At 64.5% G+C, this 20345-nt stretch carries 21 protein-coding genes and 2 pseudogenes; 7 read left to right on the top strand and 16 right to left on the bottom strand.

What is annotated here, in order from left to right; translation table 11 throughout:
- The first annotated feature begins 75 nt into the window (after positions 1-75).
- Entirely contained in the window at positions 76-1008 is a 933-nt protein-coding gene (locus BOSE127_RS06210) for an NADP-dependent oxidoreductase (RefSeq protein WP_159556604.1), read from the top strand.
- A gap of 158 nt (positions 1009-1166) precedes the next feature.
- Here BOSE127_RS06210 and BOSE127_RS06205 read toward each other — a convergent pair whose 3' ends face one another.
- Together BOSE127_RS06205 and BOSE127_RS06200 are read right to left on the bottom strand one after the other, a co-directional pair.
- Positions 1167-1766: a GIY-YIG nuclease family protein gene (locus BOSE127_RS06205; protein WP_159556602.1), complete on the bottom strand. Its 600-nt coding sequence runs from the start codon at positions 1764-1766 to the stop codon at positions 1167-1169.
- 37 nt (positions 1767-1803) lie between these two features.
- Positions 1804-2307 (bottom strand): HNH endonuclease, encoded by a 504-nt coding sequence (locus BOSE127_RS06200; protein ID WP_236559515.1) that lies wholly within the window; start codon positions 2305-2307, stop codon positions 1804-1806.
- A 378-nt stretch (positions 2308-2685) separates the two neighbouring features.
- Between BOSE127_RS06200 and BOSE127_RS06195 the strand changes: the two genes are divergently transcribed.
- The 3 genes from BOSE127_RS06195 (at position 2686) to BOSE127_RS06180 (ending at position 6155) form a co-directional block, all read left to right on the top strand.
- On the top strand, positions 2686-3684 hold the full coding sequence (locus tag BOSE127_RS06195; RefSeq protein WP_159556600.1) for an EcsC family protein: 999 nt from the start codon (positions 2686-2688) through the stop codon (positions 3682-3684).
- 442 nt (positions 3685-4126) lie between these two features.
- A complete protein-coding gene (locus BOSE127_RS06185; RefSeq protein ID WP_159556596.1) occupies positions 4127-4447 on the top strand; it encodes a nucleotide pyrophosphohydrolase in 321 nt (106 codons plus the stop codon).
- A complete protein-coding gene (locus tag BOSE127_RS06180; RefSeq protein WP_159556594.1) occupies positions 4434-6155 on the top strand; it encodes a DNA/RNA helicase domain-containing protein in 1722 nt (573 codons plus the stop codon). The genes BOSE127_RS06185 and BOSE127_RS06180 overlap by 14 nt, the downstream gene beginning before the upstream one ends.
- A 36-nt stretch (positions 6156-6191) precedes the next feature.
- Here the strand turns inward: BOSE127_RS06180 and BOSE127_RS06175 are convergent, their stop codons facing one another.
- The 3 genes and pseudogenes from BOSE127_RS06175 to BOSE127_RS17485 form a co-directional block, all read right to left on the bottom strand.
- Positions 6192-6479 carry a hypothetical protein gene (locus BOSE127_RS06175; RefSeq protein WP_159556592.1) on the bottom strand — a complete coding sequence of 96 codons (288 nt, stop codon included), beginning with the start codon at positions 6477-6479 and terminating at the stop codon, positions 6192-6194.
- A 45-nt stretch (positions 6480-6524) separates the two neighbouring features.
- On the bottom strand, positions 6525-7331 hold the full coding sequence (locus BOSE127_RS06170) for a hypothetical protein (protein WP_236559514.1): 807 nt from the start codon (positions 7329-7331) through the stop codon (positions 6525-6527).
- A gap of 16 nt (positions 7332-7347) precedes the next feature.
- Positions 7348-7566, bottom strand: a pseudogene (locus BOSE127_RS17485) (hypothetical protein); the annotation flags it as partial.
- A 592-nt stretch (positions 7567-8158) separates the two neighbouring features.
- Between BOSE127_RS17485 and BOSE127_RS06160 the strand changes: the two are divergent.
- Positions 8159-9268: a hypothetical protein gene (locus BOSE127_RS06160; RefSeq protein WP_201300438.1), complete on the top strand. Its 1110-nt coding sequence runs from the start codon at positions 8159-8161 to the stop codon at positions 9266-9268.
- On the top strand, positions 9265-10320 hold the full coding sequence (locus BOSE127_RS06155; RefSeq protein WP_159556586.1) for a hypothetical protein: 1056 nt from the start codon (positions 9265-9267) through the stop codon (positions 10318-10320). The genes BOSE127_RS06160 and BOSE127_RS06155 overlap by 4 nt, the downstream gene beginning before the upstream one ends.
- A 21-nt stretch (positions 10321-10341) precedes the next feature.
- On the opposite strand, the gene BOSE127_RS06150 is transcribed toward BOSE127_RS06155, so the two are convergent.
- The 9 genes and pseudogenes from BOSE127_RS06150 to BOSE127_RS06115 all read right to left on the bottom strand — a co-directional run bounded on the left by BOSE127_RS06150 (position 10342) and on the right by BOSE127_RS06115 (position 18540).
- The gene (locus tag BOSE127_RS06150) at positions 10342-11193 is read right to left on the bottom strand and encodes a GIY-YIG nuclease family protein (RefSeq protein WP_236559513.1); all 852 of its coding nucleotides are present in this window, start codon (positions 11191-11193) and stop codon (positions 10342-10344) included.
- Positions 11156-12370, bottom strand: a complete 1215-nt coding sequence (locus tag BOSE127_RS06145; protein ID WP_159556584.1) for a DNA cytosine methyltransferase — start codon at positions 12368-12370, stop codon at positions 11156-11158. Before BOSE127_RS06145 ends, BOSE127_RS06150 begins: the two co-directional genes overlap by 38 nt.
- A gap of 484 nt (positions 12371-12854) precedes the next feature.
- Positions 12855-13808 (bottom strand): PTS transporter subunit EIIC, encoded by a 954-nt coding sequence (locus tag BOSE127_RS17335; RefSeq protein WP_236559512.1) that lies wholly within the window; start codon positions 13806-13808, stop codon positions 12855-12857.
- Positions 13809-14296: 488 nt separating this feature from the next.
- Positions 14297-14374: pseudogene (locus tag BOSE127_RS17330) on the bottom strand (hypothetical protein); the annotation flags it as partial.
- A gap of 43 nt (positions 14375-14417) precedes the next feature.
- Complete coding sequence (murQ, locus tag BOSE127_RS06135; RefSeq protein WP_159558103.1) at positions 14418-15158, bottom strand: N-acetylmuramic acid 6-phosphate etherase; 741 nt, start codon at positions 15156-15158, stop codon at positions 14418-14420.
- A 175-nt stretch (positions 15159-15333) separates the two neighbouring features.
- A complete protein-coding gene (locus tag BOSE127_RS06130; protein ID WP_159556582.1) occupies positions 15334-15921 on the bottom strand; it encodes a hypothetical protein in 588 nt (195 codons plus the stop codon).
- Positions 15903-16508 (bottom strand): hypothetical protein, encoded by a 606-nt coding sequence (locus BOSE127_RS06125; protein WP_159556580.1) that lies wholly within the window; start codon positions 16506-16508, stop codon positions 15903-15905. The genes BOSE127_RS06130 and BOSE127_RS06125 overlap by 19 nt, the downstream gene beginning before the upstream one ends.
- Positions 16505-17797: a DUF7224 domain-containing protein gene (locus tag BOSE127_RS06120; protein WP_159556578.1), complete on the bottom strand. Its 1293-nt coding sequence runs from the start codon at positions 17795-17797 to the stop codon at positions 16505-16507. The genes BOSE127_RS06125 and BOSE127_RS06120 overlap by 4 nt, the downstream gene beginning before the upstream one ends.
- Positions 17797-18540: an ATP-binding cassette domain-containing protein gene (locus tag BOSE127_RS06115; protein ID WP_159556576.1), complete on the bottom strand. Its 744-nt coding sequence runs from the start codon at positions 18538-18540 to the stop codon at positions 17797-17799. Before BOSE127_RS06115 ends, BOSE127_RS06120 begins: the two co-directional genes overlap by 1 nt.
- A 94-nt stretch (positions 18541-18634) precedes the next feature.
- Between BOSE127_RS06115 and BOSE127_RS06110 the strand changes: the two genes are divergently transcribed.
- Positions 18635-19063 (top strand): hypothetical protein, encoded by a 429-nt coding sequence (locus tag BOSE127_RS06110; RefSeq protein WP_159556574.1) that lies wholly within the window; start codon positions 18635-18637, stop codon positions 19061-19063.
- A 1-nt stretch (position 19064) separates the two neighbouring features.
- Here BOSE127_RS06110 and BOSE127_RS06105 read toward each other — a convergent pair whose 3' ends face one another.
- Complete coding sequence (locus tag BOSE127_RS06105; RefSeq protein ID WP_159556572.1) at positions 19065-19658, bottom strand: hypothetical protein; 594 nt, start codon at positions 19656-19658, stop codon at positions 19065-19067.
- Between the two features lie 5 nt (positions 19659-19663).
- A complete protein-coding gene (locus tag BOSE127_RS06100; protein WP_159556570.1) occupies positions 19664-20266 on the bottom strand; it encodes a hypothetical protein in 603 nt (200 codons plus the stop codon).
- Positions 20267-20345: the final 79 nt, after the last annotated feature.

The raw sequence follows: 20345 nt of genomic DNA, 5'->3' as shown, positions 1-20345 counted from the left end.
GGGTGGTGCCGGGCCTCCAGGCCGTGGGGTGGTCGCGTCAGGTTGCGTCAAGCAACGTGCGCGTAGACCGGGAGGATGCAGGTCGTCGGAGTCGAACAGTTCGGAGGGCCCGAGGCCCTCGCCGTCCACGAGGTGCCGGAGCCGCACGCCGGTGCGGGATCCGTGCGGATCCGGGTGCAGGCGTTCGCCGTGAACCCGACCGACACGGGGGTGCGTGCCGGGCAGCGGGACAGCTCGCAGGCCTCGCCGCCGTACGTGCCGGGGATGGACGCCGCCGGCGTCATCGACGAGGTCGGGCCCGACGTCACCGGATGGCAGGTCGGCGACGAGGTCATGGCGATGGCGCTGCCGCTCAGCGCCCACGGTGGTGCCTACGTGCAGGAGCTCGTCGCGCCGGTCGGGTCGTTCACGCGGATTCCTCGCGGGACGTCTCTCCCGCTCGCCTCCACAGTCCCGATGAACGGGCTGACGGCGTTGCAGATCCTGTCTCACGCCTCGCTCAAGCCGGGGCAGACGCTCGCCGTGACCGGGGCCGCTGGGCTGCTCGGGAACTACGTGGTGCAGCTGGCGAAGGCCGCCGGGCTCACCGTCATCGCGGATGCTGCTCCGGCGGACGAAGCCCTGGTCCGCTCGCTCGGGCCGGACCATGTGGTGCCGCGAGGTGCTTCCTTCGCCTCCGCCGTCCGTGAACTCGTGCCGGACGGGGTCGATGCGCTCGCCGATGCTGCGGTGCAGCGCGATGAGGTCACGGACGCCGTTCGCGACGGGGGAGTGTTCTTCGATGTGCGGGGGTGGCAGGGGAACGGGGACCGGGGGATCGAGTTCGTGCAGGTGATGGTGTTCTCGGAGTACCGGTCGTTCGACAAGCTGGAGCAACTGCGGCATGCGGTGGAGAGTGGGACGTTGACGCCGCGGGTTGCTGAGGTGCTGCCGGCTGCGCGGGCGGTGGAGGCGCATGAGCGGTTGGAGGCCGGGGGGACGAGGGGGCGGTTCGTGCTGACGTGGTGAGTTGACGCTGGTGTGATGGACGGGAGGCGCGGTGCCGGGTGGTGCTGTGTCTTCCGTATGTCCGGCGGCGAGGCTCTCGTGCTTCGCCCACGTCGAGCAGATGCCCAACCGGCGGGCGACCCGACAAGACAGTCAGAGCGTGTGGGCTCCCGTGAAGGTCAGTTCGTCCAAGACCGCGCCTGTGCACTCAGCACCGAGCGTGCGGCTCTGAGCGCAGCGCGAGAGCTCGCTTTGCCCTGAATGTTGATCGGCGGATCCCATTCGCTGATGATGAGCGCCTCTAGCGAGCGGAGAGGAGCGGCCAACTCCTCGGTCTTTGCCCACGCAGACAGCAGGAGGTGATCGTGCATCCACGTTGTCAGACGGAAGTCATCGTCCGAGCGTAGGGCGTAGTTCGAGAAGTGCCCCGGCTTTTCGACGTTCCTCGGGATGGCCCGGAAGCCCAACGACGGTGCCAGAAGTGCTGCAAAGGAGCGGCGCACCGTGGACGATCCGGTCTTCGACACCGAGGAGCGTCCCGCCGCAAAGTGCGTGTCGATCTCGCGTTTGCGAAGGCTGTCCTCGGCCTTGCCGACGTAGAGCGGAGTGCGCGGTCCCCGCCACTCGAGTCCGAGTTCTGACCAGGTTTCTTCATCAGACCAGACCGCGTAGAGACCCGGACCGGTCGGCATCCGCTCGGCAGACGTGACCGGGAATGGGTCGGCTCGCAGCGCCTGTTTTGCATCGTTCACATGGACCTCGAGGAGATCAGGACTCATGCAGACAACCCAGGCATCGTCCCTCCGCCGTGAGCGCTCAGCCAACCGCGACGCCCTTCCGGCGGTTGCACGGCCCGCACAGCACCTGCAGGTTTTCTGGCTCGCTGCTGCCGCCTCTCGACACCGGGATGATGTGATCGAACTGCAACTCGGAAATCGAGCCGCAGGTGCCGCATCGGCCACCGTCGCGAGCCCAAACCAGTTCCTTCACCTCCCTCGGGATCGCGCCTCGACGGTACTGCACGGGCTGCGAAGGGCTGTTGGCGATGGTGTGGGCTCGAGCGATCGTTGACGCCTGCCGACGGTCGCGTGTGTCGAGAAGCGCGAAGGCCTGCTCCGGCAGCAGATTGTCGTTGTCCCAGAACCAACGGCCGCGGAACCACCAGTACTGCCGTTCCTTCACACGGCCGACCTTCACGGGGTTGCGGTCTGACGTCGCGAAGGCAGCGTTGAGCTCGTCCTTCCGCACCTTCGATCCGACGTAGTACGTCGAGCGGCCGACGGTGAGCTCGACCCGACCCCTCCGCGTGAAGAGGTTCACGCGGTGCCTCATCGTCACGTTCTCGGCTCTGCGCAGCACTGAGCGCCCCCTAACTTTGTTCCCGTTTTCCGCCGTCAATCCTGGTCGGGAAGTGGCAGGCCGGCTAGCACCCGTTCGGGGTTGGCCGTGCAACCCATCGTCTGCTACTTCGGTGTGCGTGGCGCTGGTTCATCTAGCTGGTTTCCGACGGCGGCTCAGGAGCTCCGCTGGGACGGCGGGGCGACAGCAATCGTCTTACTGAGGCGACTGCAGAGTGCGCATCGCTTCTGAATTGTGCGGTATGCCGTACCTCACGACGCGGAGCTTTGAAGGAAGTGACGAAACGTCGCGCGAGTCCGCCAGGATGTCTCGAGTGGCACAAGCCGGGAGGACCACAGCATGAGTGAAGTAGTCGTCCATGACCGACGAATGAGCGCGTACGAAGAGAAGGTCTGGGCCGGGCTGGGGACCTACTGGGACAAACGCAACAACGCTCGCGGGTTGCCGAACTGGGCGAGCGATGCGATCGAGCGCGGACAGGTCGCGGCGAGGAACGGCGCTGGTCGCGTCGTCGACAAGATTCCAGAACCGATCAAGGCACCCATCCGCCGTGCAAGCAACGCCGTAGCGGACGCGGCGATCAAACCGGCCTTCGAGTCAGCGGTAGCTCTCCTGAACCTCGTGAACGACTGGGTCCTCGAGCTGAACGATCCTGAGGCGGTGGAGCGACTCGCTCGCAAGCGCGGATTCGACATCGAGTCGTTCACTGACCTTCGATGGCGTGACCTCCGAGACTGTGATCGCCTCCTGACGCTCAACACCCTGCGCTGGAGATCGGCCGGAGCCGTTGAGGGCGGTGCGATGGGAGCGCTCGCACTGGTGCCAGTAGCGGGTATCCCGATTGCGATCACCGCAGACATCGTTGTCGTGCAGGCTTTGAGCGCCTCGATCGCAGCTCGTGTGGCGTACTCGTACGGGTACGACGCGAAGGACCCTGAGGAGCAAGAGTTCATCCAGCGGATCGTCCGAAGGTCCTTCATCGCACAGGCCGCGAAGGCTGGTCCGATACGGGATGCATCGCGAGCAGCGTGGGCCGCGAAGGACCGAGTCCGATGGTCGAACAAACTCCGAACCGACCACCGGCTCTTGGCCGCTCTTGAGAAGCTGATGCAGCAGGTCGGTGTCAACGGAGGACGGGTGTCCGTGCAGAGTGTCGCGAAGGTCGTGCCTTTCGTCGGCATCGTGATCGGGGCCGGGGTGAATGCCGCCGTTCTCGGACAGTTGGCGGAGGACGCCAAGCGGTACTGTCAGACGCGGTTCCTCAGCGAGAAGTACGGGCTACCTATGCCGACAGCCCTGCTCGAAGAAGACGACGAGATTTTCGAGGACCGAGCATGACGCGGACCGAAAACCGACTCGAGCGACTCCGCCTAGCGCTGCGATACCCCGATTAGCAGGGTGTCGGTCGACGACTCGAGGTCTGGGATGATCGTGCCGCGCTGCTGACGCGACTCAATGCGCAAATCCAGGACCACGATGCCTGCAGGAGGCTCGGGTTGGGGGAGGGGCATCTCGTCTACGCGGCGGGAGAGTCAGAAGGGCGCAGATCGAGGTGATCGACGGTCCTCTGATTAATCAGCATGCACTGGGTCTCAGCCGTTCGATGGCGGCAGTAGCTCAATAGTTATCGTCGTTCCTTCGACAGGGTCTGCGTAGCGAGAGCGTTTGACCGACCGACCGACCGACCGACCGACCGACCGACCGACCGACCGACCGACCGACCGACCGACCGACCGTGCGCTCGTCTCGTTGTCGTGAGCCGCGCTGCTAGCTTCGCAGTATGGCGGATGAGGGGCTGCGCGACGAGCTACGGGCTTTCGTCGACGAACGCGACTGGGGTCAGTTTCACAGTCAGGAGAACCTTTCGAAGAGTATCTCGATCGAGGCGGCGGAGCTGCTCGAGTGCTTCCAGTGGAACGCCGAGGCCGACGAGTCGCGCGTGCGGAGCGAGCTTGCTGACGTGCTGACGTACTGCTTCCTCCTCGCGGACCGCCTCGGCGCGTCGCCGGAGACCTTGATCCGCGAAAAGCTCGCGATCACGAAGGCCAAGTACCCGGTGGAACGATCGCGAGGGCGGAGCACGAAGTATGACCAGCTTTGACATCGAGCGGCTCCCGTTCACCCGCAAGGACCTGCGGTCGTGGCAAGCGGATGATCGTCGCTTCATTAACTGGCCAGTGGTCTACATCCTCGACGATGGGAAGCGGGCATATGTAGGCGAGACCCTGAACACCGCCGCGCGGATGCGGCAGCACCTCGAGTCAGCCGAGCGCAAGACGTTGAAGTCGGTTCGGCTCGTGCTCGACGACACGTTCAACAAGTCGGTATGCCTCGACCTCGAGTCGCAGCTCATCTCCTTGCTCGCGGCGGACGAGAAGTTCACGGTGCTGAACAGCAACAAGGGCATCGTCGATGCCGATTACTTCGATCGGCCTAGGTACCGCGACACCTTCAGACAAATATTCGATGCACTCCGCGAGCAGCACGTTTTCACTCGCAGTCTGCCCGAGATTGAGAACCGCGAGCTTTTCAAGCTCTCACCCTTCAAGGCCTTGAACCGTGACCAAGCGATCGCAATGGAGGACATCCTCGAGGGCCTGTTCGACGACTGGAACGCCGAGGCTGCGACTCCGATCACCGTTCAAGGGGATCCCGGTACCGGCAAGACTATCGTCGCCGTCTACTTACTCAAGCTCCTCCGAGACCTCGCCCAGGGCAAGGGGCTTGACGATCTCGAGAGCGACGCGCTTTTCTCCGACTTCTTCACCGAAGACAACCACCGTCTTCTCGATGGCTCGCGGCTCGGCCTCGTCGTTCCGCAGCAGGCGTTGCGGGCATCCCTCAAGCGCGTGTTCGCAAAGACGCCCGGTCTCGACAAGACGATGGTGCTGACTCCGTTCGACGTCGGGAAGAGCGATGAGCCCTGGGACCTGCTCGTCGTCGATGAATCTCATCGCCTCAACCACCGCGCGAACCAAGCGTCCGGCATGCAGAACAAGAGCTTCGGGGAGATCAACGAGAAGTTGTTCGGCACCGACGCCGATCACCTGACACAAGTGGACTGGATCCGGAAGCAGAGCCGGCACCAGATCTTCCTGATCGATTCGCATCAGAGCGTGCGTCCCGCCGACCTTCCGCAAGCGACGCAGAAGGCCCTCATCGATGAGAGTGAAGCCGCGGATCGCCGCTATCGACTCTTCACGCAGATGCGCGTGCAGGGTGGGGCGGACTACGTGTCCTTCGCACGAGCGCTCCTTGGCGACAAACCGCGCGAGCGTGAGGACTTCGGCACCTACGATGTGCGGTTCTTCGACGACCTCGGCGAGATGCACGACGCAATCCGAGCCCGCGACGCTCAAGTCGGGCTCTCCCGTCTCGTTGCCGGGTACGCCTGGGAATGGAGGAGCAAGAATGACTCGGCCGCGATCGACATCGAAATTGACGGGCGCAAGCTGCAGTGGAACCAGACCCAGACCGACTGGATCACCTCGCCGGGGGCGGTCGAGCAGGTCGGATCGATCCACACCGTGCAGGGGTACGACCTCAATTACGCGGGCGTCGTCATCGGGCCGGACGTGCGGTTCGAACAAGAGACGCAGCGTGTTGTCTTCAACCGATCGAACTACTTCGACAAGAAGGGTATGGAGAACAACCCGCGGCTCGGGATCGAGTACTCGGATGAGGACGTCCTCCGCTTCGTGACGAACGTGTACTCGGTCCTGATGACGCGCGGGGTACTCGGCACCTACCTGTACGTGGTTGACCCGGCGCTGCGGGAGCACTTGCGCGCGATCATCCAGGCGCGCTGAGCCGACCCCGAGTGACGGCGCTGATTCCCGCTCGCCTCACGCGAAATCGTGCTTGGGCTGCTGCAGATCGAGCGGCACCGGGCCGACCGCATCGCGTGCGAGCAGGACGATGTCCTCCCAGTCGTGCCCACGTCGCTCGCGCAGACCGCGCGCGTACGCCTCGTACAGATCCCAGACAGCTTGGCGAGTCTCCAGCGGGAGCGCGTGCTTGCGCCCGATACGAGCCAGGTCCGCGTACTCGTCGAACAGCGTCAGGCCGCGGCCCTTGATGACGTGGCTGATCTCGTCTTCCCAGTACGAGCGCGAGAATCGCGACGACCGCAATGGACTGGATGTGCGGATCGCGTTCCACGCGTCGTCGAACGCGAGTCAGGCTTCCCGTCCAGGAGCACGGAACGCGATGCCGCGTTCCTTCAGGAGTCGAGACGCGAAAGCGTGGACGCCCATGAAGTCGACGCGACCGACCATGTCGGGCGCGAGGCGTTCGAGGAGCGACTCTAGGACCTTCGGCAAGGTGCTGATGTACGTCGTGAACAGCATGCGGCCGCCGGTCGCGCGCGCGAGGTACGTGGCGCGGTGCAGGTCGACGACGGTCTTGCCGGTGCCGGCGGCACCGCGGATGCGTGCCGGAGCGTTGAAGCTTCGGCGGACAAGCCTTGCCTGCGCCGGATCGAGGAACGCCATCCAGTCCTCGATCGGCGCTTCGAGCACCCCATCGAGCAGTTGGGCTGTCAGCTCGTCGTCCGTGGTGTCGATCGTCGGGACGAATACGTCGGGTTCGCGGGGGAGTACAGGTGCCGGGACGACGACCTGTGGCTGTGGCGTCGCCTGGTCGCCGATCACGGGGAAGTAGTGCAGCATCGCGGCGAGGACCTCGTCGACGCGGGACGCCGCGAGACGGGCTCCGCCCTTCGTGATGTGCCCGACGAGGTCGTGCGCGCCGATCACGTCGACCGAGGCGGCACGAGTGTGCATTCGCTTCTGGCCGGCGAGGGCGGCGACCGCGTGGACCTCACCGGGCGCCAGGCCCGTGTCCGCCAATGCTGCCTCGGTGCTGTACGCGAGGTCGGCGAGGCGGGCGATGTCGTCGGTGACGTCCTCTTGGCCGCGGGTGATCCGGTCGCCGTGGACCGCGACCTCGCCAAGTCTTCGTGTCGACGATGACGACGCCGGCACGGCCGACGACGACCATGTCGACCTGGGCCGTACCGCTGCCCGACCAGCGACGGTCTGCGAGCAGGTGGTACCCGATGCCGGCGAGCGGGGCGAGGATCCGCGCGGTTTCGCTCTCAGTGCGTTCGGCGATCTCGAAGCGGGCCGCGAGTTGCTCGGCATCGTGTGCCTGGCGTCGGAGCTCTTGTGCACGGCTGCGTTGGCGGCGTGCTTCGGCCCCTGCCGAATCCCCGGCCATCGTCATGGTGCTGTCCCTCGGAGCGTTCCTGGTCTTCGGTGCCGGTCGCCGTCTCCGGGACGAGTGGTGTTGAACCATCCTCGTGGGTTGGGAGGCGGGGCACGAGTACCCGTTGTGGGGCAGCTGCTGGCTTTCGAATCATCCCCGAGGCGAGAACTGAGGCCACAACATATGTAGCAACCCGTACGAGTTCGCCTGACACCGCCCTGCATGGCACTCCGCCGGCTGCCAGACGAAACCGACAGAACATCGCTCTGGTTCACCGAGTTGTACCAAATGGGGTGGTTGGCGACGCTCACAGCGTGTGCGATCCAGTCATCCATCGCTGGCAACGTTCGGCCGGATTGATGGAACGTCGGGTACTCGCCAGCGTTAGCATCGCGCCTGCTGCCTGGACTGTTGCCTACGGCCTGGCCTGTCGAGCACCAAAGATCACACGCTTGTGCTCCGAACACTGTTTGTCGACAGGGAATCGTCTGCACTACGATTGCGAGGGAGATTATGCGAAGTTTCAGATTGCCGCGCGACCGGAGGAGATCTCTTGAACTGGCTATTCGATAGACGGACTGGCTGCTGGTCGGTACAGACGAGCATGACGATAGACGCGTACATTGCGATGGTGAATGCTGCGCATCAGGCGCAGGGAGCCATATCTGGTCAACGCGACGTGCTATCGACGACGACAGCAAAAAGAATCCGAACCCGGATGTTGGAAGATATTCGTAAGGGAGCGGTTTTGCCACCCGTCGTCATCGGATATGTTGAACCCAGTTCGACTTTCCGAGATCTTGATAAGACAATCGACCCTGCATGGCAGACACCGATTGGAAAGTCGAAACCTGAAGATCTCTCGATCATTGACGGTATGCAACGGACAGCCGCTCTTATCGAGGCCAGGAATGGATTCGAAGAGTTGGGGACACGCGTGATCCGCGTGGAGTTCTGGATTGCCCAGAACGTCCGAGCCCTCATCTACCGCATGCTTGTATTGAATACCGGCCAGGTTCCATGGACTATGAGCCGACAGCTTTCCGTTGTATACGCATCACTGATCGGGGAAATTCGGACGCGAGTTCCATCGATCGACAAATTGATTACACCGGATGTTCCCGGCAGACGCGTGCGAGGCGCGCAATACTCCAGTGATGCGGTGATTGAACTCTACTTGGCTTTCGGTATACGCAAAACAGTGGTCGATACGAAGGAAGCCGTGTCGGATGAATTCTCTCGGTTGGACGTGGTCGAGAACCTGAGTGATGATGACTATCAGGACCAGTTCTATGCTGCATTGGATCTATTGGCGCAACTCGATAACGCGTTTAGTGGGTATGAGACTAACGCCGAAGGAAGGATGACAAAAGGACGCAACATATTCGACAGTCAACCTGCTCGAATTGGCTTCACTGTAGCAGTTGGCATGTACGTCTTGGGCCGCCCGGGTAGCGACCGCCCGGCTGAGGAACGAGCCGGCCGGATGAGAGAACTGTCGCAATCAATAAAAGAGCTCGTGGAGAAACTACAGACGATGCAAAGTGCAGAGCTTGGCGACTACCTCCGTTTGGACGTATTGAGAGAGGTGTTGGATCGACGGGTCGGGCAGGTTGGTCGATATGAGCGAGCTGTTTATGCGGATGCATTCAAGGTGCTCGTCGAAGAGCACACTTATTTGAATAACCTTGAGCCTTGCTGGCGTGCAGCGTGAGCCGGACGGTTAAGCTGGCGAACGCAGAAATCTTCGAAGCCCTAGATCGCTATTGTCTGACGCGCAATGAGCCCCTCGCAAGTAGCGGCGAAACGCGCCGGATCTGGGTTAACCGAGCCGGATATCATATCGCGGAGACTAGTGAAAGAGTCAAGGCATTACGGTTTGGCCAGTCGCGCTCCGTCACCTACTGGAGATATGACAAGCGCTACTACTTGGCAACTGTCGGCATTGAGGCAAGTGCGGAAAGCGAATTTCTTCGCGAGATCCCCGTCACCGCGGGTATTGCTACCGTGCTTCTTAGTGATTTGAAACCGCCACCCAACGCGCTACCGATCGTGGTTAAGAACGTGGTAGACGCATACAAGTGGGATTCTGAGAGCTACGAGGGCCATGACGCTCAAGCTGTCTTATCGCTCTACCCAAATATCCGAGCGTTTGCATTCGAGCAAAATCTCGAACTCGAGGAGGTGGATAGACTCATTTTTCGGGTGACACTCGCCGAAGTGCTCGAGTCGACCTCATGGATTGATGAAAGCCTGGGCCTAGAACTTGGTCTTCTCGTCGACGAGGTACCAGTACTGATGCCGGTCGCTCTCCTTTCGGAGGTGATTTTCGATCAGGATCCTCAGGCCTTGTTCATGGCGTTGTACCGGTACTTGGAAGGCGTTTATGCGTTCAAATCCACGAGCGAACTGCGATCCGCCCTCGGAATCGAAACTGGATGGATCAAGGTTGCGGAACGCCTTTCAGATCAGCTTCGGTGGCGTCCGCGCGAAGCTGAAGCTCTGGTTGAAGTACTCCGTCTCGCCGATGAGAACTCGCTTGCCGAGATTCAAGGGGCACTCGCGCGCGCGGATCTCGGGAAGGCGGACCAAGCGTCGGCGAGCTCCCTATACGAGCTGCGCAACAGGATAGTTCATTATCGACTCGGCGCGGAACGACCAGATATCGCGATCGAACATTGGCGTGACATCTGCGCCGTCCTCTGTCGTATAATCCGAGATGTTTACACAAGTATTCACCTGCGAACGTCGCTTGAATCGCTCTGATTGGATCATGACCCAATTCTACTAAACTGACGCGTCGTTTGCGTCGCTCTTGCGGCCATTAGGATCGGAGCGTTCGTACTTCAACGAGCCGACAAGGCCGGCCATGTTGATCGACGAGGGTTCCGGGGCCTCCCGTCCTTCGATTTCTGCGAGCCGTTCCGCGGAAAATAGCGCAAGGCGCGCGGCCTGAATGACGAGGACTCGGCGCAATCCGTCGGAAACCTGGCCTCTCTCCCGGGCAACTGCGGCCAGACGCGATAAGGTTTCCGCTCGCCGCGCGATCCGCACGTCCGCGTGGCCTCTTTCTGTCCTAGTCTGATCGTCTATGAGCTGGAAATCAAGTGACGGCGGGAGTTGGACCCGCGCAGAAACGGGCGGAATCTTCTCATTTAAGATCGCGCCGAATCTAGATCGTTCGATTGCTTCGAGGTAGGCGGTGTACTCTGCTGCATCGAGTCGACGACTCGCGTCTTCAAACGCGGTGGCGTTCGTTCGCTTCGACGGTGTGTTCTCGAGGTCCCATAACGGCCATATTCTTACGCTTGCAACCTCGAAAACATCAAGGATGCGCATTGCTACCGCGTCGGTTCGCTGATTGGTGAGGTGTCTCTGAATTCGAGTTCGGAGCCGCTCTTTACTTTGCCCGACGTAGATGGGCTCACCACTATAGTCGTAGAAGGCGTATACCCCGTACTTCGCGTCCGCCCACTTTCTGCCTTGGTCGTCTCGTTCTGATAAGAACTGCTGCAGGCGGTTTCGAAAAGTTTGGACATCGCCGGCCGGCACTTGTTTCTTGGCTGGTCGCTTCCGCGCAACTGCGGTCTTTGCGGACGATTTACTGGACACGACTGACTCCGAACTGATGGAATCCATTGCTTAGTGTGCGTGTCGGAGATGCCTGAACTTCGGATGAAGGTCGGAACTTCTCTAGGTCTTCGCGTACGAGCGGTAAGAGGTAATTCTGCGCAAGCCAAGCGACAACTGGAACTGCGACTGCGTCTCCAAACGCGAATAGTGCTTGATTAGTACGGGCCTCGATTAGATCGAAGTCGGGGGCCCCCATGAGGCGTGCGTACTCGAGTGGGGTCATCCAACGAATCTTGATCCGCCCATTGCCGAAACGGACCACGGCCTGTTTCGAAGATCCACCTCTGGCTGTACGCAAGCATCCGGAGATGTCGTCTGGCCGAACTTCCCAAGTAGGGATTCCATTCCGGGTGCGGCGATATGCGGTGCGGTAGGACGTCGACGTACTTTCACGGAGAAGTTGCACACGCTGTCCTTGAACAGCTGAAAGTGATTGGAGAAAAGCGGATACTTTCGCATCGTTCCACCATCTTGCATCGTCTTCATCCATGGCTTCGACGGTCGCCCCGAACCCCTCGGTCTTGATTGGAGGCGGTGCGGCAAGGGGCGCGCGATGCGTGCGGAGAGTGTTGTCGGCGAATACTGAGTGCAGCCATGCTGGTCGTAGCTCTGAAATCGAAACATCTTGTTCCGGCGGTGGTGTCGTCGTCGCTACAAGGAAGAGTCTCGGCCTAGACTGGGGGACAAAGCGCCGGGCGTCTATTGTGAGCACATCGACCGAATATCCGAGATCATTGAATGCTCGGATCGCTGCGGCTAGATCGTCCCCGCCGTGAGACGTGGCCAATCCGACCACGTTTTCGAGTACGGCTACCCTCGGACGCGTTTCACCCATGTCCTCTAGGAGGCGAATATAGTGCCAAAAGGCGTTAGACTCACCTGCTCGAATCCCTCCCCTACTCCCAGCTAGAGAAAGGTCTGTGCACGGCGAAGAGCCCCAAGCGAGGTCTGTGTCCGATGGCAATTCCGACGCGTCGACGTCGCCAATGTCGCCGAGCGTGAAATGATCAGATGCGGCGGCACCAAAATTGCGATTGTATAGCTGCTGCTTTGCCGGTTCGTAATCGTTGGCCCAAGCAACGCGGAATCCAGTGGTTTCGAGTCCGAGGCGTGCTAGTCCGATACCGGCGAAGAACTCAAGGACTTTCGGTCGAGCGGAGTCGATCGCAACGATGTTCTGCACGGACCTACAGTAGCTCCGAAGTCCGACATCGTGAGCTCGCAGGCGTCGTGTCCTTGAGCGCGTGGGCGAGGCGGCGGTCTAGGAGGACCGATCCTGAGCCGAGATGGCGGCCTGGATGATTGCAAAGTGAGGACTATTCGGAGAGTTGCCGGCTAAGACCTCCTCTCCACTGCAACGGGCGGGCATCACGTGCGCGCACGCTCGCAGGCCGGGTTGCGCGCGACGGGGCTGGTGCGTGGCACCGCGTCCTTAAACCTCGCTGCCACTCGCAGGGTCCGTGGATCAAGAGTCGGGACCCATCTGCGACGACGGAATGGCCGGATGACTTCTCGGGCGACATGATCGCGGTCGCCGAAGGGCCCGCAGCTGTCGCGGGCTCCTCCTGGATCTCTGGGAAGTGGGGACGCGCGTCAGGTCTGCTCGGCTGCGTTGAAGGTCGGGCCTTCCGGCAGAATATGGGAAAGGTAGTGGAGAACGGCCAAACTCATCGGCGCGAAGCCCGAACTGGCGAGATCTCTATATCGAGTGAGGCGCGGGAACCTCTGGAATCGCTAGGCGAAGGGCCCGATTCCGCCTCGAGGTCCGCCCTCACCGACTCCGACACCCCGAACACCATCGTCGCGACGAACCCCACGACGTACGCCACCACGAGCCCCGACCCGTACCCGAGCAAAGCCCAGCCGTACCCGGACGACCCGCTCAGCAGCGGGATGAGCGACAGGTCCGAGGCACCGGTGGCGATCGCCCCGACGGAGTGCCCGAGCTGGTCGAACAGCCCGACGACACCGCCACCGAACGCTCCGCCGATGCACGCGGTGATGAACGGCCGCCCCAGGGGCAGCGTCACGCCGTAGATCAGGGGCTCACCGACGCCGAGGAACCCGGCCGGCAGAGCACTCCGAATTGTCCGCACGAGCGAAGCGTTCGACCGGAACCGCACCCACAGCGCGATGCACGCACCGATCTGCCCGGCACCACCCATCGCCAGCACGGGCAGCAGCACGGTCCACCCGGTCTGGTCGATCAGGGTGGTGTGGATCGGGATGAGCCCCTGGTGCATGCCGGTCATGACGAGCGGCAGGAACAGGCCTCCGAGCACGAAGCCGGCGAAGGCCCCACCGTTGGCGAGCAGCCAGGTAGCAGCCGTCCCGATCGCGGCAGAGACGACTCCGGCGACGGACATGAGCACACCGAGCGTGATCGACCCGGCAACGAGGACGGTCACGGTCGGCACGACGATGAGCGCGATCACGTCCGGAGTCACGCGCCGCATGAAACGCTCGACGTAGGCGGCGAGGATGCCGCCGGCCAACGCCCCGAGCACGCCGCCCTGCCCGGGAGCCAGGGTCTCGCCGAACACCGTGACGTTCGCGACACCGGCCGCGACGATGATGCCGCCGACCGCGCCACCGAGGACGGGCGTGCCGCCGAACTCCATCGCGACACGCTCTTCGACAGCACTGCCATCCCGACGAACACGGCGAGCAGCGACAGGAACCCGGACGAGAGCACGCCGAGGAACGGCGTCACGCCGGGCACCCACCCGAGGTTCGTCAGGATCCCGTTGATCCCGGCGATCAGCCCACAGGCGATCAGCGCGGGGATGAGCGGGATGAAGATCGCGGAGATCTTCCGGATCGCGCGCATGGTGCGGCCGTCGGAACGGGACCGCGCGGTCGCCTTGATGGACGCACCGCGAGCAGCGAGCTCCTCAGGCGATGCACCAGGCCCACCAGCCGCAGCCGGCGGGGCGGCCGCGCGCAGGGCCTCCAGGCCGTCGGCCACGCGGTCGACGAGACCCGGGCCGAGCACGATCTGCAGGTTCGAGCCGGCCGCGATGGCGGCCATGACACCGTCGGTGGCCTTCAGGTCGTCGAGCGCGACGGACGAGTCGGAGACGACTTCGACCCGCAGGCGGGTCATGCAGTTCTCGACGTCGGCGATGTTCGCGGAACCGCCGACGGCGTCGAGGATCTGCTGGGCGAGTTGCTGGGCATCGGGCATGGCGTGCTCCTCGGGGAAAAGGAAACGGAAAAGGGAACGGGGTCTACAGCACGGCGCGCAACGAGCCGGCAGCAGCATCGAGGCGCTCGCGGGCGTCGGCAGCGGACGCGCCGGTGAGGATCACGGCGATGGCGGTCTTCACCTCGCCGTCCGAGGCATCGAGCGCCGCCTGGACCTCGGCGGGGGGAGCGCCGGTGACGTCCTGCACGAGCGAGAACGCCCGGGCGACGAGCTTCGCGTTCGTCGCCCGCACGTCGACCATGCGGTTGCCGTACGTCTTGTGGCTGCGCACCATCGCGAGCGTGGTGAGCATGTTCAGCACGAGCTTCTGCGCGGTGCCCGCCTTCAGGCGGGTCGATCCGGCGATGAACTCGGGGCCGACGACGACGTCGATGGCGATGTCCGCCTCCCGCCCCGCGGCCGAGTCGGGGTTGCACGCGACGGAGACCGACATGGCGGAGCGGCGCCGGGCCTCCAGGATGGCTGCGATGACGTAGGGCGTCCTGCCGGACGCGCTGATCCCCACGACCATGTCGTCGGCCGTCAGGCCGAGCGCGTCGAGGTCGCGGACGGCCGCTGCTTCGTCGTCCTCCGCGCCCTCCACCGCGGTGGTCAGGGCGGGGTCGCCGCCGGCGATCAGGCCGACCACCTGGCTCGGGTCGGTACCAAAGGTGGGCGGGCACTCGCTGGCGTCGAGGACGCCGAGCCGGCCCGGCGTGCCGGCGCCGACGTAGACGAGTCGGCCACCACGCGCGAAGGTTGCGGCAATCGAGTCTGCCGCCAGGGCGATGGCCAGCGGACTAGCGCCGGTGCTGAAAGTAGCTTGCGTGTTACGTAGTGGGCGGGTGGCTGCGGTTCAGTGGTTCCGGTTCCGGTTCCGGTTCGCACAACGGGAGTCAGGTCGCGCCGCGGAATCGTGCGGCTCAGACGCGCTTTGGTTGTGCGGGCGGCCGTCCTCGTCAGGCCCGCGGGACCGGGGAAGCCACGACGGTCGCCGCGTGCAGGTACCGCCGCGACCGACGAACCGCTCGCAGCAGGATCGGCGTCATGATCAGTGCGGTGATGAGGAGCGCTGCGCAGAGGAACCGGGTGAACGCCGAGCCGAAGACATCTTCGTCCGCGAGCCTCGGGAACTGGATGCCGGCGATGCCGACGTAGAGCAGCAGGAACTGGGCGAGGGCGAGTGGCTGGTAGGTGGAGAGCAGTCGTGCGTGCTCGCGTGCTCGGAGGGCGAGGTCGGACTCGGGTGGCTGGATCGGGCTGCCGGTCTTGATCGCTTGCGTCACCATGCGCTTGCCGGCAGGGGAGAGCCCCGCCGTTGTGGTCTGCATCGCGGTCGACATCCCGATCGTCGTTGCGAGGATCGAGAAGGTACCGGCCAGGCCACCGACGGACGCGCCGAAGCCGACGACGGTGAGGACTGCGACAGCGCCCGACTCGGTCGTGGCCAGCAGCCCGCCGATGACGGCGCCGACGACGGCTCCGATCAGTGCGAGCAGGGTCGTCCGTCGCCAGGCTCGCCGTGCTTTCAGTTCGAGTTCCCCCATGCCCCCACCCTACGAGCGGATCGCCCGACCGTGACGACGGCCGCGACGATGACGATCGGTGCGACGAACAGCCAGTAGGTGAGCTCGGTGTTGGTTGTGACGACGCCGGCCCAGACGGCAGGGCGATCCGGCACTCCGCGTCCGAACAGCCCTGCGACGAGCAGGTACAGGACGCCCGGCACGGATTGGTAGCGATCACCGAGCACCGCGCGGCTGGCCACTGCGAGCGCGCAGAACGCGATCGTGTTGCGGATGGTGGCGAGCGAGACAGCGGGGTCTGCGCCGAGGGCGAGGCTGACGGTACTGATCGCGCACACCAGTCCGATCACCACCAGGACGGTGCTCAGCTCGAGGAGGTCGGTCCGTCGGGTCGAGGCGGGGAACGGTGCGCGACTGATTGATGCACCCGCCGCGATCGCGAGCACCAGCGGAGCGACCGCAGCGACGGGGATCATCGCGAAGGGTGCGCCACCGCCGAACGAGGGGAAGAGCATGCCGATCGGGCCGAGCGCGATCGAGAGCACCGTCAGGGCCGTCGTGAGTCCGAGCAGCGGCAGGGTGCGGTGGACACGCAGCCACCAGATCACGAGGACGGCACCGCGATGTGGCCGATCGAGCAATCCGTCAGCCGGTCGATCGTCGCGGTGACCCACGCGGCCTGAGCGGGGACCGGAGCACGACGGAGGTCTCGCAGAACGTCGGGGTCGTCCAGCTCGAGGGCGGGTTCCACCTGGTCGGCGTTCACGATGCCCTCGGCGGCGACGTCGATGAGCCATCGGTCGGCGACAGCGGCATCGTTGAGGCGTTCGGCGTCGTCCTCCTCGGCGCCGCAGTACGCCACCTCGGCGTCGCCGAGCAAGGAGGTCGTGATGCTGTGGAGCACGTCCGCATCGGTCATCCGGACCTGGACGATCATGTTCAGGACGTCGGGCGTCGACGGCGCGTTGCTCGCCCGGATGGTCGACGGCACCTTCATGCCCGAGCGGCCGAGGTTCTCCGCGGCCTTCCGGATCACCGACTGCGAGTCGTCGGTGGCGCGTTGCTCCGGGAAGAGGCAGATCGTGGGCGCCGCGCCGCTGCAGATCGCCTGCGCTTGCGGGCGGTCGACGATCGGTGCCGCGCCGAGGCCGGAACCGGCGGTCAGTGCGATGAGGGTGATCACGACGAACGAGCTGGCGCCGATCTGGAGTCCGAACCGGCGCGCACGGTCACCACTCGAGCGTCGAGCGACCGCGATGACGAGCAGACTGCACCCGGCGAGCAGACTGAACGCCGTCACGATGACCGGTGCCCGGATGTCGAGCGCGGTCTCGACCGAGCAGCAGTCCGCCATCACGAGACCGGCGAGGTACCGGAGCGGGAAGTAGTCCACGGACCAGGTGAAGCCGAGCCAGCTGTACGAAACGAGCAGGCTCAGCGGGATGGACACCACCGGCGGGAGCCACCGCCCCAGTGCGAATCCGATGCAGCTGTGGAAGAACAGGATCCCCGCGAATGCCAGACCGACGAGGGGCGACGGGCCACCAGGAGCGCCCCAGGTGTCCCGACTCATGAGTGCGACCGCGACGAGCTGGAGCAACAGACCGGCGGCCAGCGGTGTCCACAGGTGATCGGTGACGACCGCTGCACTGGATCGGCTGCTGGACTCGATGACGGGCGTCCCATCTCGGAAGCGCTTCCCTTCCCAGGCGCCCGCCGTGGCCGCGACGCCGCACGAGAACACCAGGTAGATCGCGGAGCCAGCCATCGCGGCGAGCCAGTAGCCGGCGACGCTCGTCTCATCTGCGAACTGCACGCTGTACGCGACGACGCCGAGCAGCCCAGGAATGAGGAGCCACAGTGCTGCTCGGCTGCGCCACGGGATGATCGGGCGCATCAGTCGTCCTCGCTCGTGAACCGCGCGTACGAAGCGGTGATTGCCTCGGCGGACGAGAGGTCTGCGAACGGCTCGGTGAACGACGCGACCGAACCAGCGAACGGCACCCGGCCGTCGACGAGGACGGTCACGTGGTCGTAGGTCGCGGCGACGTCCTCGGTCTGGTGCGTCGAGACGACGACGGACACTTCCGTCGGCAGGTTCTGGATCACCCGCGCGAACCGCGCGCGCTGTGCCGGATCGAGTCCGGCCGTCGGCTCGTCGAGCAGGATCCACTGTGCGCCGGACACCAGCGCGCCGGCAACGCCGAGCCGCCGGACCTGGCCGCCCGACAACGAGGACGCTCGTGCGTCGGCTCGGGTGGCGAGATCGACGGCGGTCAGGGCGGCCGTCGAGCGATCCCAGGCGTCGGCGCGCGACAGGCCCTTCAACCAGCCGCAGTAGGCGACGTGCTCTCGAGCGGTCAGGCCCGGGAAGGCGCCGCTCCGCTGCGGAAGCCATGCGACCCCGCGGCGGTACCGTCGGCGGTTTCCGCGCGTTCCCGGTTCCCCCAGTCCCTCGATGTTGATCGTCCCGGTGCGGGGACGGAGGGTGTCGGCGACGAGTCCGAGCAGGGTCGACTTGCCAGCACCGTTCGGCCCGAGCAGGACGCTCGCTCCGGTCGGGAACACCGTCGACAACCCGGAGAGCACCGTGTGGTCCCGCCGGTACCCGAAGGTGAGTTCGTCGATCTGTATACCCACTGCGCCCCCTTGAAACCTTGTACTGGTGTTTCACCGTACAGTAGCGTGCAATCGGCTCGGACAGCCCGGACCGTCACCTCAAGGGGGAAGTGCAATGGTCAATCTCAGTCGTCGTCTCGCGGCAGCCGTCGCAGGGGGAGTCGTGGCCGCCACGGTGTTCGCGGCGTCTCCGGCGTTCGCCGAGGGTTCCTGGTCGTCGAAGCTGACCGGTGTCGCGATCGGCAAGAACTCGAGGAGCTGGCAGGACTCGCACAAGGACAAGGTGCGGACTGCCACGACGTTCGCGAGCTGCCGGATCTCGGGGAACGCGAGCGGATTCCGATCCGCCACCGTCCGGCTCTACGACGAGCGCGGCCTGTTGCCGGACAAGAGCATGGGGTCGAAAGTGAACAAGTGCAATCGGAGCGACTGGGGTGTGATGACCCGTCCTGACCGGTACCACTGGACGATCACGGCGCTCAACGGCTCCTCGTACGAGCCCGCTCTGCGGCTGTCGGTGTCGCGGGTGCGGCAGGCCTACTGAGTCAGCGCTGGCGGGCGGCTGCTTCGGTGGCCGCCTGCACGTAGCGTCGTGCAGCCCGGGTCTGACGCAGGATGACGGGGGACATGGCGGCAGCCACGACGAGGAGGGCCACGCAGATGATGCGACTGAAGCCAGCCATGAACGAGTTGTCGTCGAACAGGTTCGGGATCTGCGGGCCCGCGATCCCCACGGAGAGCAGCAGGAACTGGCCGAGTGCGACCGGTTGGTAGGCAGCGCGGAGACGAGCGAGGTCGAATGCCCGTCGTGCGAGGTCGGAGTCGGCCGGTTCGATCGGGGTCCCGCTCGCGATCGCCTGAGCGAGCGTCTTCCGGCCGAAGCGCGAGAGGCCATCGATCGGCGCTTGCATGTCGGAAGATCGGCGGAGCGTCGTGGCGATCATCGACAAGGTTCCGAGAATGCCACCCACTCCCGCAGCGATGCCGAGGATCGCGAGGGTGGTCTCGAGCGCACTGTCCTGCCGGGCGAAGAGCGATCCGCCGATCGCACCGAGGACCACACCGACCGCGACGATGACGGCGGTTCTGCGCCATGCTCGCCCAGCAACGGCTTTGGGAGTCAGCGGCGCTCCGGTCACGGACGTCATGCGACGGAGACCGGCGCAGGAGCGCGGCGCTCGTTCTCGGCTGTGGCAGCTTCGGCGTAGCGCCGAGCTCGGCGATGTCGGGTGACCAGCAACGGCACGAGGAACACGACTTCGATGATGAAGAGCGCGAGGACGACCCGGCTGAAGACCACACCGCCGCCGTCGCTGACGACACGAGCGAAGTGCGGAGCCGCGACCGCAGTGAGGAGCAGGAATCCCTGCCCCAGGAAGATCCCGTTGAACACGGCGGTCCCGCGGGCGAGGGTGAGCGCACGGTGCTGCAGTTCCGGGTCGACGTCCTCCGCGAGCGGAACGCCCGAGCGGATGTCCCTGCGGATCACCTTGCGACGGTCTCTCGTCAGGCCCTCGGTCGCCTGCGTGATGATCGACGATGCGCGCGCGCTTGTGGGGAGCAGGGAGAGCATCCCGGCCATGCCGGCCAGCGTCGCGACGCACGTGAAGATCGCCAGGGCGACGGTCCAGCCGCCCTCGCCTCGCGAGGTTGCCCAACCTGCCACTGCACCCGCGACCGCGGCGATCGACACGACCAGGGCAGTGCGACGCCACGCGCGCCGGATGATTCGTCCGTCTTCCTCCACCCGCTCACCCTACGAGGAAGCGCGTGACGGTGTTCTCGAGGCGTGCTGACGGTTCCGGTTGACGACCCCGGGGGATTCT

Source organism: Curtobacterium sp. 8I-2 (genome assembly GCF_902506155.1).
Taxonomy (GTDB): domain Bacteria; phylum Actinomycetota; class Actinomycetes; order Actinomycetales; family Microbacteriaceae; genus Curtobacterium; species Curtobacterium poinsettiae.
The sequence above is the reverse complement of the archived record's forward strand: the minus strand, read 5'-3'. Positions and strand labels throughout refer to the sequence as shown.

Coding starts and splice junctions, on each gene's coding strand:
- BOSE127_RS06210 (WP_159556604.1), top strand. CDS start 76: ATGCAGGTCGTCGGAGTCGAACAGTTCGGAGGGCCCGAGGCCCTCGCC.
- BOSE127_RS06120 (WP_159556578.1), bottom strand. CDS start 17,797: ATGCGCCCGATCATCCCGTGGCGCAGCCGAGCAGCACTGTGGCTCCTC.
- BOSE127_RS06205 (WP_159556602.1), bottom strand. CDS start 1,766: ATGAGTCCTGATCTCCTCGAGGTCCATGTGAACGATGCAAAACAGGCG.
- BOSE127_RS06110 (WP_159556574.1), top strand. CDS start 18,635: ATGGTCAATCTCAGTCGTCGTCTCGCGGCAGCCGTCGCAGGGGGAGTC.
- BOSE127_RS06180 (WP_159556594.1), top strand. CDS start 4,434: ATGACCAGCTTTGACATCGAGCGGCTCCCGTTCACCCGCAAGGACCTG.
- BOSE127_RS06160 (WP_201300438.1), top strand. CDS start 8,159: ATGACGATAGACGCGTACATTGCGATGGTGAATGCTGCGCATCAGGCG.
- BOSE127_RS06150 (WP_236559513.1), bottom strand. CDS start 11,193: ATGGATTCCATCAGTTCGGAGTCAGTCGTGTCCAGTAAATCGTCCGCA.
- BOSE127_RS06195 (WP_159556600.1), top strand. CDS start 2,686: ATGAGTGAAGTAGTCGTCCATGACCGACGAATGAGCGCGTACGAAGAG.
- BOSE127_RS06185 (WP_159556596.1), top strand. CDS start 4,127: ATGGCGGATGAGGGGCTGCGCGACGAGCTACGGGCTTTCGTCGACGAA.
- BOSE127_RS06130 (WP_159556582.1), bottom strand. CDS start 15,921: ATGGGGGAACTCGAACTGAAAGCACGGCGAGCCTGGCGACGGACGACC.
- BOSE127_RS17335 (WP_236559512.1), bottom strand. CDS start 13,808: ATGGAGTTCGGCGGCACGCCCGTCCTCGGTGGCGCGGTCGGCGGCATC.